The organism is Arthrobacter oryzae (assembly GCF_037911235.1).
GTDB classification, from domain to species: Bacteria; Actinomycetota; Actinomycetes; order Actinomycetales; family Micrococcaceae; genus Arthrobacter; species Arthrobacter oryzae_E.
The window spans coordinates 25,355-40,138 of record NZ_JBBLYW010000037.1 but is presented as its reverse complement, the minus strand read 5'-3'; the positions used below and the strand labels follow the sequence as shown (position 1 = coordinate 40,138).

General features: G+C 64.2%; 21 protein-coding genes. All 21 read left to right on the top strand.

Features of this window, described 5'->3' with window-relative positions; translation table 11 throughout:
• Positions 1-28: 28 nt before the first annotated feature.
• The 21 genes from rplV (at position 29) to WMN78_RS10995 (ending at position 14,755) form a co-directional block, all read left to right on the top strand.
• Positions 29-394, top strand: coding sequence for a 50S ribosomal protein L22 (rplV, locus tag WMN78_RS11095; protein ID WP_003803798.1), 366 nt, complete (start codon positions 29-31; stop codon positions 392-394).
• Positions 395-1,240, top strand: coding sequence for a 30S ribosomal protein S3 (gene rpsC / locus WMN78_RS11090; RefSeq protein ID WP_340533792.1), 846 nt, complete (start codon positions 395-397; stop codon positions 1,238-1,240).
• Entirely contained in the window at positions 1,241-1,657 is a 417-nt protein-coding gene (gene rplP / locus WMN78_RS11085) for a 50S ribosomal protein L16 (protein ID WP_011692803.1), read from the top strand.
• 2 nt (positions 1,658-1,659) lie between these two features.
• Positions 1,660-1,989, top strand: a complete 330-nt coding sequence (gene rpmC / locus WMN78_RS11080; RefSeq protein ID WP_043483019.1) for a 50S ribosomal protein L29 — start codon at positions 1,660-1,662, stop codon at positions 1,987-1,989.
• Positions 1,986-2,294: a 30S ribosomal protein S17 gene (gene rpsQ / locus WMN78_RS11075; RefSeq protein ID WP_011692801.1), complete on the top strand. Its 309-nt coding sequence runs from the start codon at positions 1,986-1,988 to the stop codon at positions 2,292-2,294. The genes rpmC and rpsQ overlap by 4 nt, the downstream gene beginning before the upstream one ends.
• A 382-nt stretch (positions 2,295-2,676) precedes the next feature.
• Positions 2,677-3,045 carry a 50S ribosomal protein L14 gene (rplN, locus tag WMN78_RS11070; RefSeq protein ID WP_003803789.1) on the top strand — a complete coding sequence of 123 codons (369 nt, stop codon included), beginning with the start codon at positions 2,677-2,679 and terminating at the stop codon, positions 3,043-3,045.
• 3 nt (positions 3,046-3,048) lie between these two features.
• Positions 3,049-3,408, top strand: a complete 360-nt coding sequence (gene rplX, locus WMN78_RS11065) for a 50S ribosomal protein L24 (RefSeq protein ID WP_340533791.1) — start codon at positions 3,049-3,051, stop codon at positions 3,406-3,408.
• Positions 3,408-3,989, top strand: a complete 582-nt coding sequence (gene rplE / locus WMN78_RS11060) for a 50S ribosomal protein L5 (protein ID WP_011692799.1) — start codon at positions 3,408-3,410, stop codon at positions 3,987-3,989. The genes rplX and rplE overlap by 1 nt, the downstream gene beginning before the upstream one ends.
• 87 nt (positions 3,990-4,076) lie before the next feature.
• A complete protein-coding gene (gene rpsH, locus WMN78_RS11055) occupies positions 4,077-4,475 on the top strand; it encodes a 30S ribosomal protein S8 (protein WP_305941799.1) in 399 nt (132 codons plus the stop codon).
• 18 nt (positions 4,476-4,493) lie between these two features.
• Positions 4,494-5,030 carry a 50S ribosomal protein L6 gene (rplF, locus tag WMN78_RS11050; RefSeq protein WP_028269576.1) on the top strand — a complete coding sequence of 179 codons (537 nt, stop codon included), beginning with the start codon at positions 4,494-4,496 and terminating at the stop codon, positions 5,028-5,030.
• A gap of 2 nt (positions 5,031-5,032) precedes the next feature.
• Positions 5,033-5,416: a 50S ribosomal protein L18 gene (rplR, locus tag WMN78_RS11045; protein ID WP_340533790.1), complete on the top strand. Its 384-nt coding sequence runs from the start codon at positions 5,033-5,035 to the stop codon at positions 5,414-5,416.
• Between the two features lie 26 nt (positions 5,417-5,442).
• A complete protein-coding gene (rpsE, locus tag WMN78_RS11040) occupies positions 5,443-6,120 on the top strand; it encodes a 30S ribosomal protein S5 (protein WP_317780444.1) in 678 nt (225 codons plus the stop codon).
• A 3-nt stretch (positions 6,121-6,123) separates the two neighbouring features.
• Entirely contained in the window at positions 6,124-6,330 is a 207-nt protein-coding gene (rpmD, locus tag WMN78_RS11035) for a 50S ribosomal protein L30 (RefSeq protein WP_056626615.1), read from the top strand.
• Positions 6,331-6,825 carry a 50S ribosomal protein L15 gene (gene rplO, locus WMN78_RS11030; RefSeq protein WP_051628706.1) on the top strand — a complete coding sequence of 165 codons (495 nt, stop codon included), beginning with the start codon at positions 6,331-6,333 and terminating at the stop codon, positions 6,823-6,825.
• Positions 6,826-7,013: 188 nt separating this feature from the next.
• The gene (secY, locus tag WMN78_RS11025; RefSeq protein ID WP_340533789.1) at positions 7,014-8,324 is read left to right on the top strand and encodes a preprotein translocase subunit SecY; all 1,311 of its coding nucleotides are present in this window, start codon (positions 7,014-7,016) and stop codon (positions 8,322-8,324) included.
• Between the two features lie 5 nt (positions 8,325-8,329).
• A complete protein-coding gene (locus WMN78_RS11020; protein WP_340533807.1) occupies positions 8,330-8,899 on the top strand; it encodes an adenylate kinase in 570 nt (189 codons plus the stop codon).
• A gap of 203 nt (positions 8,900-9,102) precedes the next feature.
• The gene (locus WMN78_RS11015; protein WP_340533788.1) at positions 9,103-10,137 is read left to right on the top strand and encodes a 3-oxoacyl-ACP synthase III family protein; all 1,035 of its coding nucleotides are present in this window, start codon (positions 9,103-9,105) and stop codon (positions 10,135-10,137) included.
• Positions 10,134-10,940 carry a glycosyltransferase family 2 protein gene (locus WMN78_RS11010; protein ID WP_340533787.1) on the top strand — a complete coding sequence of 269 codons (807 nt, stop codon included), beginning with the start codon at positions 10,134-10,136 and terminating at the stop codon, positions 10,938-10,940. Before WMN78_RS11015 ends, WMN78_RS11010 begins: the two co-directional genes overlap by 4 nt.
• On the top strand, positions 10,937-12,139 hold the full coding sequence (locus WMN78_RS11005; protein ID WP_340533786.1) for a cytochrome P450: 1,203 nt from the start codon (positions 10,937-10,939) through the stop codon (positions 12,137-12,139). The genes WMN78_RS11010 and WMN78_RS11005 overlap by 4 nt, the downstream gene beginning before the upstream one ends.
• Positions 12,129-13,847 carry a class I adenylate-forming enzyme family protein gene (locus WMN78_RS11000; RefSeq protein ID WP_340533785.1) on the top strand — a complete coding sequence of 573 codons (1,719 nt, stop codon included), beginning with the start codon at positions 12,129-12,131 and terminating at the stop codon, positions 13,845-13,847. Before WMN78_RS11005 ends, WMN78_RS11000 begins: the two co-directional genes overlap by 11 nt.
• Positions 13,844-14,755, top strand: coding sequence for an NAD(P)-dependent oxidoreductase (locus WMN78_RS10995; protein ID WP_340533783.1), 912 nt, complete (start codon positions 13,844-13,846; stop codon positions 14,753-14,755). The genes WMN78_RS11000 and WMN78_RS10995 overlap by 4 nt, the downstream gene beginning before the upstream one ends.
• Positions 14,756-14,784: the final 29 nt, after the last annotated feature.

Sequence of the window (14,784 nt, the reverse complement as noted above, 5' to 3'; positions counted from 1 at the left end):
TTACGTCAAAGACGAGAGAAGGAAAGCAATGGAAGCCAAGGCAATTGCGCGTCACATCCGCGTAACGCCTATGAAGGCCCGGCGCGTCGTCAACCTTGTTCGTGGTAAGCAAGCGAACGAGGCTCTGGCAATTCTGAAGTTTGCCCCCCAGGCAGCTTCGGAGCCGGTATTCAAGGTAGTTCAGTCGGCAATCTCCAACGCCCGGGTCCTCGCGGACCGCGACGGCGTGGCGTTTGACGAAGGTGACCTCATCATCAGCGAAGCGTTTGTTGATGAAGGCCCGACCATGAAGCGGTTCCAGCCGCGTGCCCAGGGTCGTGCATTTCAGATCAAGAAGCGCACGAGCCACATCACCGTGGTAGTCGCTACCCCGGAGAAAGAGGAGGCTCGCTAAGTGGGACAGAAAGTTAACCCGCACGGGTTCCGACTCGGCATCACCACCGATCACGTATCGCACTGGTTTGCTGACAGCACCAAGTCCGGTCAGCGGTACAAGGACTTCGTTCGCGAAGACATCCGTATCCGCCAGCTCATGTCCACGGGCATGGAGCGCGCCGGTATCGCCAAGGTTGAAATCGAGCGCACCCGCGACCGTGTCCGCGTGGATATCCACACGGCACGTCCGGGCATCGTTATCGGCCGCCGCGGTGCTGAAGCAGACCGCATCCGCGGCGAGCTCGAAAAGCTCACCGGCAAGCAGGTCCAGCTGAACATCCTCGAGGTCAAGAACCCCGAGATGGAAGCCCAGCTTGTTGCCCAGGGCGTTGCAGAGCAGCTGACTTCCCGCGTGGCATTCCGCCGTGCAATGAAGAAGGCAATGCAGTCCGCACAGCGCGCAGGTGCCAAGGGCATCCGTATCGCTTGCTCCGGTCGACTGGGTGGCGCTGAAATGTCCCGCTCGGAGTTCTACCGCGAAGGCCGTGTGCCCCTGCACACCCTCCGTGCGAACATCGACTACGGCTTCTATGAAGCCAAGACCACCTTCGGCCGCATCGGCGTGAAGGTCTGGATCTACAAGGGTGACGTCACCTCCAAGGAACTGGCACAGCAGGCAGCTGCTGCTCCGTCCCGTGGCCGTGGTGCCAGCGATCGCCCGGGCCGCCCGGGTGGCGCTGACCGTGGTGACCGCCGTCGTCGTACCGACCGTCCGGCAGCCGAAGCAGCACCTGCTGCCGAAGCTCCGGCAGCTGAGGCAGCTTCTGCCGCACCGGCACAGGCTGCAGAAGGAGGACAGGCTTAAATGCTTATCCCACGTCGAGTCAAGCACCGTAAGCAGCACCACCCGGGTCGTTCCGGCGCTGCTACGGGCGGCACCAAGGTCTCCTTCGGTGAATGGGGTATCCAGGCTCTGAGCCCGGCATACGTCACGAACCGTCAGATCGAATCTGCCCGTATCGCGATGACCCGCCACATCAAGCGTGGCGGCAAGGTCTGGATCAACATTTACCCGGACCGTCCGCTGACGAAGAAGCCTGCTGAAACCCGCATGGGTTCCGGTAAGGGTTCTCCGGAATGGTGGGTCTCAAACGTCAAGCCGGGCCGGGTTCTCTTCGAACTCTCCGGTGTCAGTGAAGAGGTAGCTCGCGAGGCACTGCGCCTGGCAATCCACAAGCTGCCGTTGAAGGCACGCATTGTGCGTCGCGAAGGTGGTGAGTAGAAATGGCAGTAGGGTCGAAGGATCTCGCACCCGCGCAGCTGGACGGTTTCGACAACGAGCGTCTCGTTGAAGAACTCCGCAAGTCCAAGGAAGAGCTGTTCAACCTGCGTTTCCAGTCCGCCACCGGTCAGCTGGAGAACCACGGTCGTCTGCGCGCGGTAAAGAAGGACATCGCACGCATCTACACCGTTCTCCGTGAGCGCGAGCTGGGCATTCGTGCCGAGGTTGCCGCACCGGTTGTGGAAGCCAAGGAAGAAAAGAAATCCAAGAAGGCTGCAACCAAGAAGGCCGAAAAGGCTGAAACGGTTGAGACCGAGGAGGATGCCAAGTGAGTGAAAAGGACGAGAACGTGACGGAAACTGTTTCCGGTGCAGCCAAGGCTGACGAGCGCGGTTACCGTAAGACGAAGCGCGGCTACGTCGTCTCGGACAAGATGGAAAAGACCATCGTTGTCCAGGTCGAAGACCGCGTGAAGCACGCCCTTTACGGCAAGGTCATCCGCCGCAACACGAAGATCAAGGCTCACGACGAAGAGAACACCGCCGGCATCGGCGACCTCGTTCTCCTCGCCGAGACCCGCCCGCTCTCCGCTACCAAGCGGTGGCGCCTGGTGGAGATCCTCGAGAAGGCTAAGTAACACCTGCAGCGAGCCTCCGGCAGCTGCACGAAACCCCCGTTCCCTTGTGGGAACGGGGGTTTCTTCGTTAAGCGGGGGAGCGGACTGCGGCCACCTCCCTGTGATATGGGGATTGGCCCAAAACGTGCTAAGATTTTGAGTTTGTATGGCGCCGTTCGTGCGCCGTCATCAACCTCGTAAACAATCGTGCCACGGCATAGTGCCCTCTTGCGCCCCGATCAGTCGGAATCGCCAAGGGAAGCAAATGTTTTTGGCACGGGAGTTTAGGCCTGGTCTGGCAAAATCCAGGCAGGTCAAGAGACACCCCGATCAACCGTTCCGCAAGGCTCATTCCGTAGGAAGATTTTCGGTCTGAGAACCAGCGCGACGCAAGGAGTAAATAGTGATTCAGCAGGAGTCGCGACTCAAGGTCGCCGACAACACGGGTGCTAAGGAAATCCTTACCATTCGCGTTCTCGGTGGATCTGGCCGTCGCTACGCAGGCATTGGCGACGTCATCGTCGCTACCGTCAAGGACGCAATTCCGGGCGGCAACGTAAAGAAGGGCGATGTCGTCAAGGCTGTCATCGTCCGTACCAAGAAGGAACGCCGCCGTGCGGATGGTTCCTACATCAAGTTTGACGAGAACGCAGCTGTGATCCTGAAGAACGACGGTGACCCCCGCGGTACCCGTATCTTCGGACCGGTTGGTCGTGAACTGCGTGACAAGAAGTTCATGAAGATCGTTTCTCTGGCTCCGGAGGTGCTCTAGTCCATGGCTAAGATCAAAAAGGGTGACCTCGTTCAGGTCATCACTGGCGCCAAGGCTGAGCGCGGCGGCGACCGTGGCAAGCAGGGCAAGGTTCTGCGCGTGTTCCCGGATTCCAACCGCGTGTTGGTTGAAGGCATTAACCGCGTAACCAAGCACACCAAGGTCGGTCAGTCGCAGCGCGGCACCAAGACCGGTGGCATCGAGGTCGTAGAGGCCACCATCCACATCTCCAACGTGGCCCTGGTTGACCCCTCCACCAAGAAGCCCACTCGCGTCGGTTTCCGTACCGAGACCGTTGAGCGTAACGGCAAGAAGCGTGAAGTGCGCGTACGCGTGGCCAAGAGCTCCGGGAAGGACATCTAATGACTGAGACTCTCGAGACTCCGGCAAGCAAGATCGTTCCTCGTCTGAAGACCAAGTACGCGGATTCCATCAAGAGCACGCTCATCGAGGAATTCAAGTACGAAAACGTCAACCAGGTTCCCCGTCTGGTCAAGGTCGTAGTGAACATGGGTGTTGGAGATGCCGCCAAGGACTCCAAGCTGATCGACGGCGCTGTCCGCGATCTGACCCTGATCACCGGTCAGAAGCCGCAGGTAACCAAGGCCCGCAAGTCGATCGCACAGTTCAAGCTGCGCGAAGGCATGCCCATCGGTGCACACGCAACTCTGCGTGGAGACCGCATGTGGGAATTCCTGGACCGTCTGGTCACGCTGGCTCTGCCGCGTATCCGTGACTTCCGGGGCCTCAGTGGCAAGCAGTTCGATGGCAACGGCAACTACACCTTCGGTCTGACCGAGCAGGTTATGTTCCACGAGATCGACCAGGATTCCATCGACCGCGTTCGCGGTATGGACATCACCGTCGTGACCACTGCCAAGACCGACGACGAAGGCCGCGCGCTGCTCAAGGCGCTTGGTTTCCCGTTCAAGACCGAAGCTTAATCTAGCTACATAGAAGGTCCGGCCTTGCCGCTTCCCCCCGGGGGATGGCAGGGCGGAAACCGTTATGAGGAAGGGCAAGAGCCCAACATGACCATGACAGATCCCGTCGCAGACATGCTTACGCGTCTGCGCAACGCAAACTCGGCATACCACGACACCGTGACTATGCCGTACAGCAAGCTCAAGGCACGCGTTGCCGACATCCTGAAGGCCGAAGGTTACATCGCCTCCTGGAAAGAAGAAGACGCTGAGGTCGGCAAGAAGCTGACTATCGAGCTCAAGTTCGGTCCGAACCGCGAGCGTTCAATCGCTGGCGTTCGTCGTATTTCCAAGCCGGGACTCCGTGTTTACGCGAAGTCCACCAACCTGCCGCACGTGCTCGGTGGCCTGGGTGTCGCAATCCTGTCCACCTCTTCCGGCCTCCTGACTGACAAGCAGGCCGGCAAGAAGGGCGTGGGCGGCGAAGTCCTCGCTTACGTCTGGTAACGGGAAAGGAAGAGAATAATGTCACGTATTGGACGTCTCCCCATCACCGTTCCTGCCGGCGTTGAGGTCAAGGTTGACGGCTCTGTCGTCAGCGTCAAGGGTTCCAAAGGCGAGCTGAGCCACACTGTGGCCAGCCCGATCGAGGTCACCCTGGAAGATGGCACCCTGACTGTCGCCCGCCCGAACGACGAGCGCGCCTCACGTTCGCTGCACGGCCTGACCCGCACCCTGATCGCCAACATGATCCAGGGTGTCACCGCAGGCTACGAGAAGAAGCTTGAGATTGTCGGTACCGGTTACCGCGTCCAGGCCAAGGGTTCTGACCTGGAGTTCGCTCTGGGCTACAGCCACCCGGTCAACGTCTCGGCACCGAACGGCATCACCTTTGCAGTAGAGACCCCGACCAAGCTCTCTGTTTCAGGTATCTCCAAGCAGCAGGTCGGCGAGGTTGCTGCCAACATTCGCAAGCTGCGGAAGCCGGACCCCTATAAGGGCAAGGGCATCCGCTACGCCGGCGAAGTCATCCGCCGCAAGGTCGGAAAGGCTGGTAAGTAACCATGGCCATCGCAATTAACAAGAAGCGTACGAACAAGAGCAAGTCTGCTTCACGCAGCCGCCGCCAGCTTCGTATCCGCAAGCGCATCTCCGGAACGGCTGTACGCCCTCGCCTGGTCGTCAACCGCTCCGCACGCCACGTATTCGTCCAGGTTGTCGATGACACCAAGGGCCTGACCGTAGCAAGCGCGTCCACACTGGAAGCCGACCTTCGTGCATTCGAGGGTGACAAGACCGCCAAGGCCAAGCGCGTTGGCGAACTGGTCGCCGAGCGTGCCAAGGCTGCCGGTATCGAAGCTGTTGTCTTCGACCGCGGTGGTAACAAGTACCACGGCCGGATCGCCGCCGTCGCTGACGGCGCACGTGAAGGTGGGCTGTCACTGTGACCGAAAATAACGAAAAGGACATTCAGGTGACTGAAGCTGTAGCTGCTCCGGCAACTGAGACCGCTGCGCCTGCTACCACTGACGACCGCCGTGGCGCTCGTCGTGGCGAGCGTGGCGACCGCGGCCAGGGCCGTGGCGACCGTGGTGGCCGTGGTGGCCGCGATGGTGGCCGCGAAGCCGAAAAGAGCCAGTTCGTAGAGCGCGTTGTAACCATCAACCGCGTTTCCAAGGTCGTCAAGGGTGGTCGTCGCTTCAGCTTCACCGCCCTCGTCGTTGTCGGCGACGGCAACGGTATGGTCGGCGTTGGCTACGGCAAGGCTAAGGAAGTTCCTGCCGCAATCGCGAAGGGCGTTGAAGAGGCCAAGAAGTCCTTCTTCCGCGTTCCGCGCGTTGGCAGCACCATCCCGCACCGCGTTCAGGGTGAAGCCGCTGCAGGCGTCGTAATGCTGCGTCCGGCTTCTGCCGGTACCGGTGTTATCGCCGGTGGTCCGGTCCGTGCAGTACTGGAGTGCGTGGGCATCCACGACATCCTCTCCAAGTCGCTCGGTTCCTCAAACGCCATCAACATCGTTCACGCGACCGTTGATGCGCTGAAGCGCCTCGAAGAGCCGGCAGCAGTGGCAGCACGCCGCGGCCTCCCGCTCGACGAGATCGCTCCGCCGGCACTGGTAAAGGCTCTCCTGAACCAGAAGGCAGGTGTCTGAGTCATGGCTAAGAACCTGATTCCCTCCGACGCACAGTTGGAGATCACTCAGATCAAGTCCGCCATTGGCGGCAAGCAGAACCAGCGCGACACGCTGCGGTCCCTCGGCCTGAAGCGGATCGGACACACCGTTGTCCGCACCGCCGACGCCGTGACCGTGGGTATGCTCAACACGGTTCCGCACCTGGTAAAGGTAGAGGAGGCGAAGTAAATGGCAGAGAAGAACACCGCCGAGAAGGCACAGGGCGCCGCTGCTGAGAAGCAGAACGCACTGAAGGTTCACCACCTGCGTCCCGCCCCGGGTGCCAAGACCGCCAAGACCCGTGTTGGTCGTGGTGAAGGTTCCAAGGGTAAGACCGCTGGTCGCGGTACCAAGGGTACGAAGGCCCGCTACCAGATCAAGGCTGGCTTTGCCGGCGGCCAGCTGCCGCTGCACATGCGCCTGCCGAAGCTGCGCGGCTTCAAGAACCCGTTCCGGGTTGAGTTCCAGGTTGTAAACCTGGACAAGCTCAACGAGCTGTTCCCGGAAGGTGGCGCAGTCACCGTGGAGAACCTGGTCGAAAAGGGTGCCGTTCGCAAGAACCAGCCCGTCAAGGTGCTTGGCACCGGCGACATCACCGTCAAGGTTGACGTCACCGCCCACGCATTCTCGGCCAGCGCCGCAGAAAAGATTGCAGCAGCAGGCGGAAGCACCACTGCCCTCTAAATAGGGGCAGCGGTGCGGAAGCCCGTTGTGGAGACTCCCGGTACGCGGGGCTTAGGCCTTGCGTACCGGGAGTTTTTTCTCATTTGGAACCTCACCGATTGTTCGCAGGGCGCATCAACCCGTTAGACTCGGTTGTTGGGTTTTATTGACCTATCTCACACGACTTTATTAACACATCAGGAGGACGCTTGCTTAGCGCATTTGGCCGGGCCTTTCGCACGCCTGATCTGCGACGCAAGTTGTTGTTCACGCTGGGAATCATCACAATCTTCCGCTTGGGTGCCTTCATCCCCTCGCCTGGTGTGAACTACCAGAATGTCCAGCAATGCTTGCAGAGCGGTCAGACCTCGGGCGGGATCTACCAGCTCGTCAATTTGTTCAGCGGCGGTGCGTTGCTTCAGGTGTCCATCTTCGCCCTGGGCATCATGCCGTACATCACGGCGAGCATCATCGTCCAGCTGCTCCGGGTGGTCATTCCCCGTTTCCAGCAGCTATATGAAGAGGGCGCATCAGGGCAGTCCAAGCTGACGCAGTACACGCGGTACCTGACAATTGCCCTGGGCCTGCTGAACGCCACGACGCTGGTGTCGCTGGCCCGTTCCGGCCAGTTGCTGCCCAACTGCCAGCTGGACATCATCCCGGACGCGAGCGTCATCACCACGATCCTGATCGTCATCACGTTGACGGCCGGCACCGGCCTGATCATGTGGATGGGCGAGCTCGTGACCGAAAAGGGCGTGGGCAACGGTATGTCGCTGCTCATCTTCACCTCGATCGCTGCCAGCTTCCCGACCTCCCTGGGCGCCATCTGGACCTCCCAGGGCCCGGGCACGTTCTTCATGGTGCTGGCCATCGGCCTGCTCACCGTGGCCCTTGTGGTCTTCGTGGAGCAGTCGCAGCGCCGCATCCCGGTGCAGTACGCCAAGCGCATGATCGGCCGGCGCACCGTGGGCGGCACCAGCACGTACATCCCCATCAAGGTGAACATGGCCGGCGTCGTGCCCGTCATCTTCGCTTCCTCGATGCTGTACCTGCCGGGCCTGATTTCGCAGTTCAACCAGCCCAAGCAGGGCGAGCAGATGGCTCCGTGGGTTGAGTGGATCAACAACAACCTCACCCGCGGTGACCACCCCATCTATATGGCGCTTTATTTCGCCATGATTGTTTTCTTCACCTACTTCTATGTTGCAATCACTTTCAATCCTGAAGAGGTTTCCGACAACATGAAGAAGTACGGCGGCTTCATCCCGGGTATCCGGGCCGGCAAGCCGACGGCGGACTATCTGCAGTACGTCCTTTCCAGGATCACCCTGCCCGGCGCCCTCTACCTGGGCTTCGTGGCATTGATCCCGCTGGTCGCCCTGGTCCTGATCAACGCCAACCAGAACTTCCCGTTCGGTGGTACCTCGATCCTGATCATGGTGGGCGTGGGCCTGGAAACGGTCAAGCAGATTGACGCGCAGCTACAACAACGTCACTACGAAGGGCTTTTGCGATGACGAGAATGCTGATTATCGGACCTCCGGGTTCGGGCAAGGGAACGCAGGCGGATCGGATCTCCGAGCGCCTCGGCGTCGTTGCGATCTCCACCGGCGATATCTTCCGCGCCAACGTTAAGGGTGAGACGCCGCTGGGCGTCGAGGCCAAGAAGTACATGGATGCCGGCGATTTCGTGCCGGACAGCGTCACCAACAAGATGGTGCGCGACCGCCTCAGCGAGGACGACGTCGAGAACGGCTTCCTCCTGGACGGTTACCCGCGCACCACTGCGCAGGTGGACTACCTCGACGAGATCCTGGCCAACGGTGACCAGAAGCTGGACGTGGTCCTGCAGCTGACCGCTGATGACGAGGAACTGGTGCACCGCCTCCTGGGCCGTGCCAAGGAAACCGGCCGGAGCGACGACAACGAAGCCGTCATCCGCCACCGGCTGGACCTGTACCACGAGCAGACCGAAGCCGTTGTGGCCAAGTACGCCGAGCGCGGCATCCTGACCCAGGTTGACGGCATTGGCGGCATCGACGAGGTCACTGACCGCGTCATGCAGGCCATCAAGGCAGCACAAGCGGCCTGATTCAGGACAAACCGGAGGACCGGGACTGAAAACCCGTCCTGCCTCCAGTGCCGTCAAGGGCGCGTCCCGTACCATCGAGTACGGGACGCGCCCTTTCCTTGTGTCGGGGCGGTTTTAGCGCGGCGCCGCGGCCGGAGGACGCCATCAGGCGTTAGGACCGGAGCCGGGGAACACCGTACGCATTGTCTGTGGGGAGATACTGCATGAACCAGACCCTTCCGGGGGCGGCGAGGATCGCCGGCCTCGAAGTCTACGTGCCGCCGGGACGGCTGGGGACCGGACAGCTGGAGCAGCAGCTCGCCGCCGCCAGCCCCGGATTCCGCGTCCCGAAAGGCCTGATCGGCAGGGTGACAGGGATCCGCACACGGTCGGTGATGGGCGCGACCGAGCAGGCATCCGACCTTGCGGCAATTGCTGCCGCCAAACTGCTGGCGGACCGCGGACTCCAGCCCGCCGACGTCGACCTCCTCCTCTTCGCTTCGGCGAGCCAGGACATGGTGGAGCCGGCCACAGGCCACATGGTCGCCGCGAAGCTGGGCATGGGATGCCCGGTGATGGACATCAAAAACGCGTGCAACAGCCTTCTCAACGGTTTGGAGGTAGCCGATGCCCTGATCGGCGCCGGCCGCTACCGGCGCGTGCTCCTGGTCAGCGGGGAGTCGCCGTCCCGGGCCGTACGGTGGTCCGTTCCGGACCAGGAGACTTTCGCCGCATCCTTCCCGGGCTACACCATGAGCGACGCCGGGTGCGCCCTTGTGCTGGAGCCGGCAGACGCAGACGACGACTCCGGCTCCCGGGTGCTGGGAACGGGCTTTACCGCGAAGAGCAGCCACTGGTCCGTGGGAACGCTCGCCACCGGCGGATCCGTCGCACCACGGGACCCGGAAGCTACGTACTTCAACATGGACGGCGAAAAACTCAAGGACGCGTTCCTGGACCTGGGGCGGGGGATCCTGGACGAGACCCTGGTGCGGCTGGGCCTCACGTGGTCCGACTTCGCCGTCGTCTGCGTCCACCAGGTGAGTGCCCCGTACCGGGACATCTTTGCCCGCGGGGCCGGCGTGCCGCAGGAGAAGCTGGTCAGGACCGTGGAGGAGTACGGCAACATGGCCTCGGTCAGCCTGCCCCTGCAGCTGAAGGTGGCGCAGGACCTGGGCCGGTGCGGTCCCGGTGACCTCGTGGCGCTGGTGGGGCTGGCCGGCGGCGTGAGCCTGGGCATCGCCGTGGTGCGCCTGTGACTGCGCCATTCCAGGGCAGTGAACCGCCGTTCCCCGGCAGTGAACCGCCGGTGCGGGCGCTGTGTGTCGCGATGCCGGCGCTCAACGAGGAGAAGCTGATCCGCCAATCCCTGCAGGCACTGGCCGCACAGGTGCACAAAGAGTTCACGCTCGTGGTGGTGGACAACGGATCCACGGATGCCACCAGGGTAATCGTGGCGGACTTTGCCCGGCTGCACCCGGCCATGGACGTCCGCCTGATCGACGAGCCGCACAAGGGGACCGGCGCCGCCGCCGATACGGGCATGCGTTTCGGCGCCCTGAACGGCGCGCGCTGGCTGGCGCGCACCGACGCGGACTGCCTGCCGGCACGGGACTGGACGCTGCGCATCATGGAAGGGTTCAATGACGGCCTGGAAATGATTGCCGGCCAGCTGTTTCCGAGGCTGGACGAAGGCCTGGGCCGGGGCAGCCGTTGGCTGATGTTGCTGGCCGTGGAAGTCGCTTCGTTCTTTGGCCGCATCCGCCCGGGCAACAAGGGGGAGGGCTACCTTGGGCCCTACCAGATGCTGCCGGGGTGCAACATGGCCATCACGGCGGAACTATATCTGCGGTCGGGCGGATTTCCCCGCACCAGCATCGAGGACCTGCACGAGGACCGGGCACTGTCCAACCGCGTCCGCAAACTCACGCGCGCGTACGCCCTCCGGCGCAACGTAGTGGTGTTTGGATCCTCCCGGCGGGTCAAGGCCTGGGGCCTGCCCAACACCCTCGCCTGGTACGCGGACCACCGGTTCCGCCCGGACCATGTGGATATCCGGTGAGTGCCCTAACAGCACGGGCCGCGACCAGCGGCGGCGTGGCCAGGTGGGAGCGGCGCCTCCACACCCGGGCCCATCCGGTGGCCTACCCGCTGATCCGCGGGCTGGGGAAGCTCAGGCCCGTGGTCCGGCTGCCGGGCCTGGGTGTGCTGGTCAGCGAGGCCTCCCTGGTCCGGGAGGTCCTGATGGACGCCGGCTATTCGAAGTCCGGGGCCGGGGCTTCCGGCGCGCTCTGGACACCAGTGGTGGGTCCGCGCGCCCTGCTGAACATGCACGGGGAAGAGCACCTGGCGTTACGGCGCCGCCTTAACGGACTCTTCACCCCGCGGGCCGTGCAAGCCATCGTCGCCCCGGCGGGGGAACGGCTCCGTGAGCGGCTGGCTGCAGGGCTGGACAACGGTGGTTCGGTGGAGTTCGTCGGACTGGTGAAAGAGCTGTCAGGGGGAGTGATCAGCAGGCTTCTGGGCGTCCCGGACGACGCGCCCGGCAGGCTGCCGGACACTGAACTCTTCAACCTGGGCACCTCCATCACTTCGCTCGTGAGGCTGGGCCGGCTACGCCTGACGCTGCCACAGATCTCAAAGGCGAGGGCCGCCGTCGAAATCCTGGCCGGACCCGTCCGCAACGCGTACCGCAGCGACGACCCGTCCACTTTTCCGGGCCGATTGAGGGCCCTGGGACTCAGCGAGGACGAGGCGGTGGGGATTGTCAGCGCCTTTGTGATTGCCGGAACCGAAACCTTGGTGTCCTATGTTCCGCGGCTCGCCGCGATGCTGTTCGACGACGGCATGTTGCCCGGGCTGGCAGCCGACCGCCGTGGCCTCCCGGACGCCGTCAATGAGGGCCTGCGGTACACGGCGCCCTCGCCGATGATGCTCCGTGAGGCCACAACGGCCGGGCAGCTCGGTGGCGTGCGGATCAGGCCGGGGGACCGCATCCTGTTGTCCACCGTGCACGCCGTCAAGAGCCTGGGCGGCTTTGACCCGGGGACGCCCGTCCCGGCCGCGGCCCGGCAGTTGTGGTTCGGGGCTGGTGCCCACTTCTGCATCGGCATGCCGCTGGCGATGGCTGAAATCAACTGCGCCCTGGCCGTGCTGCTGGACGAGTACAGCCGGGACCCGTGGCGCATCCGCTCCCGCGCCGTCAGCCGGAACGTGCTCATACCCCACTACAAGTCCCTGGAGCTGATCCGTGCCGACTGACCTGCCCGCCAACCTGCCGGACGACCTCATTGCCGCCGTGTACGACGCCGCCGCGAAGTATCCGGATCATCCGGCCATCACGGCACCCGGCAGGCGTGGTGGCAAACGCGGCGGCAGGCCGGGAAAAACCATCAGCTACCGGGATCTCGCTGCCGGGATTGAATCCACTGCGGCGGGCCTGCGGCGTGAGGGATTCGGCCCGGGGGAGCGGCTGTTGTTTTCGGTGCGGCCGGGGCCGGCGGCATTCACGCTCGCGCTGGCTGCCGTCCGGGCCGGCGGGGCCATCGTGTTCATCGATCCCGGGGTGGGCCCCGCACTGTTCCGGAACAGGGCGGCGCTGGCGTCCCCGCGGTGGGCGGCCTCCGAGTCGCTGCTTTATGCGCTCAGCGCGCGCGGCCCGCTGCGGCCCCTCGCCCGGCGGCGCGGCCTGCTCCTTCCGGACTACGGCGCCATGAAGGTCCGGCACTTCCACGCCGGTCCGTGGCTGCCGGGGGTCCCGCCGAAGTCGACCAACATCCGTGCCCTGTCCCGCAGTGCGACCCCCGGTGGCACCGAGGACGACGGCGGCGCCCACCGCGGCGCTGACGCCGGTGCCCGGCCCGACGGGCTGCCGACGGTCCCGCCCGAGCCGGGGCAGGAAGCGGTCATCATCTTCACGTCCGGCACCACCGGCAGCCCCAAGGGGGTGGTGCACAGCCGCGGAACACTGGCGGCAGGCTTCGGCCAGTTGAGCACGCGCTGCACGTTCGCCGCCGGCGACCGCATCCATTCGGAGCAGCTGATGATGGGTCTGCCGGCACTGATCGCCGGTGCACACTGGACCATGCCGGCTTACGGGTTGTCCGCCGTGATCGATCCCCTGCGCTTCTCGGCCGAGCTGGGATCATCGCCGGGGCAGAAGGCGGCGACCCACGTGTTCCTGGTGCCCTCCCAGCTGGCGCCGATCCTCGATGCCGTGGAATCGGGCCAGCTGGTGTGGCCGGACACGCTGAAGACGGTGATGCTCGGTGCGGCCCCGGTGCTGGCACCGTTCCTGGAACGGGCTGCGCGGCTCCTGCCCGGAGTGCGTTTCCACTGCATCTACGGGATGACGGAAGTGCTGCCCGTCGCGGTGGCGGACGGTCACCAGAAACTGGAGTTTGCCTCCGGACGCACGGCGGAATACCGCACCCCTGACGGCTCCGGGGAGGGCGATTTCCTCGGCGGGCCGCTGCCGGGCGTGGACTTCCGGGTGGCGGACGACCACGAGCTGATCGTCTCCGGACCCAACATGTGCCTGGGCTACCTCGGCGAGGACGCGATGGACGAGCACGCCACCGGCGACCTCGTACGGCTGGACCACGGCCGGCTGGTCCTGCTGGGGCGCAAGAAGGACATGATCATCCGCGGCAAGACCAACATCTACCCGGGCCTGTACGAGCCTGTCATTGGCGGCATCGACGGGGTGGCCCAGGCAGCAATGGTCGGCGTCCCCGACGGCATCGGCGACGAAGCGGTGTGGCTCGCCGTCGAACCGCACCACGGACGGAACCACGAAGCTCTCCTGCGGACCCTCCGCCGTGAGCTGCCCAGACTCATCGACGGATCGGCGCTCCCGGACCGGATAGAAATCATGCCCCGGCTGCCGGCCTCCGGCCGGCACCGCAAGCCCGACAGGGTCGCACTGAGGGCGCTTTTCGCAAGCCGGCCGCCGGAAGGGACGCCATGAGGATCGCCGTGACGGGCGCCAGCGGTTTCATCGGCGGTGCTGTGGCTTCGGCTGCCGAGGAACGCGGCTGGGAAGTGGTCCGGTACGGCCGGCGCCGACTCCCCGGACTCAGCGTGTGGGACCTCAGCGCCGGGCGACTGTCCGCTCCTCCGCCGGTGGACGCCGTCGTGCATGCCGGTGCGCACGTGGCGGACTGGGGTCCGCCGCAGTTGTTCCACCGCGTCAACGTGCTCGGCACTGAGGCCGTTGCGGCGTCCTTCCCGGCTGCCCGGCTTGTCCACATCTCAAGTTCCAGCGTCTACCCGTGGTGGCAACCCTGCGTGGACAGGCCGGAGCACCCGGTTGCCGGCCGGTACCTGAACGCCTACTCCATGTCGAAGGCGCTCGCAGAGGCTGCGGCAGCGCGGCACGGCAATGCGCTGATCCTCCGGCCGCACGGCGTCTACGGCCCTGGCGACCGGACGCTCCTGCCGCGGCTTATCAGCAACGTGAACCATAACCGGCTGCTGAGCGTCGGTGGACCGGACATCCGGCACCAGCTGACGTCCATCGGCAACCTGGCCCGGGCAGCGCTCGCCGCCTGCACGGCGGACGCCACCGGCCCGGTCAACGTGGCCGACCAGCGGCCCGTGGCCCTCGGCGGAGTCCTGCGGGAAGTGCTGGACGCCACTGGCCGGTCCGACGTCGAACTTGGTTTTATCCCGAGGCGCGCGGCCATGACGCTGGCGGCATCCCTTGAAGCCATGGCCGCCGTGACACGCAAGCCGCCGCGGCTCACGCGCTACGCCGTCAGCCAGCTCGGCGTCGAGCGCACCTACTGCACACGCCGCTTGCGGGAGGAGCTGGGGGTGGACCCTGTCCCGAGCAGCTTCGCCGGTGCGGGACAATGGATCAGAGACCTGGGATGAACGCATCCCGCCAGCGAGACGAAGCACTG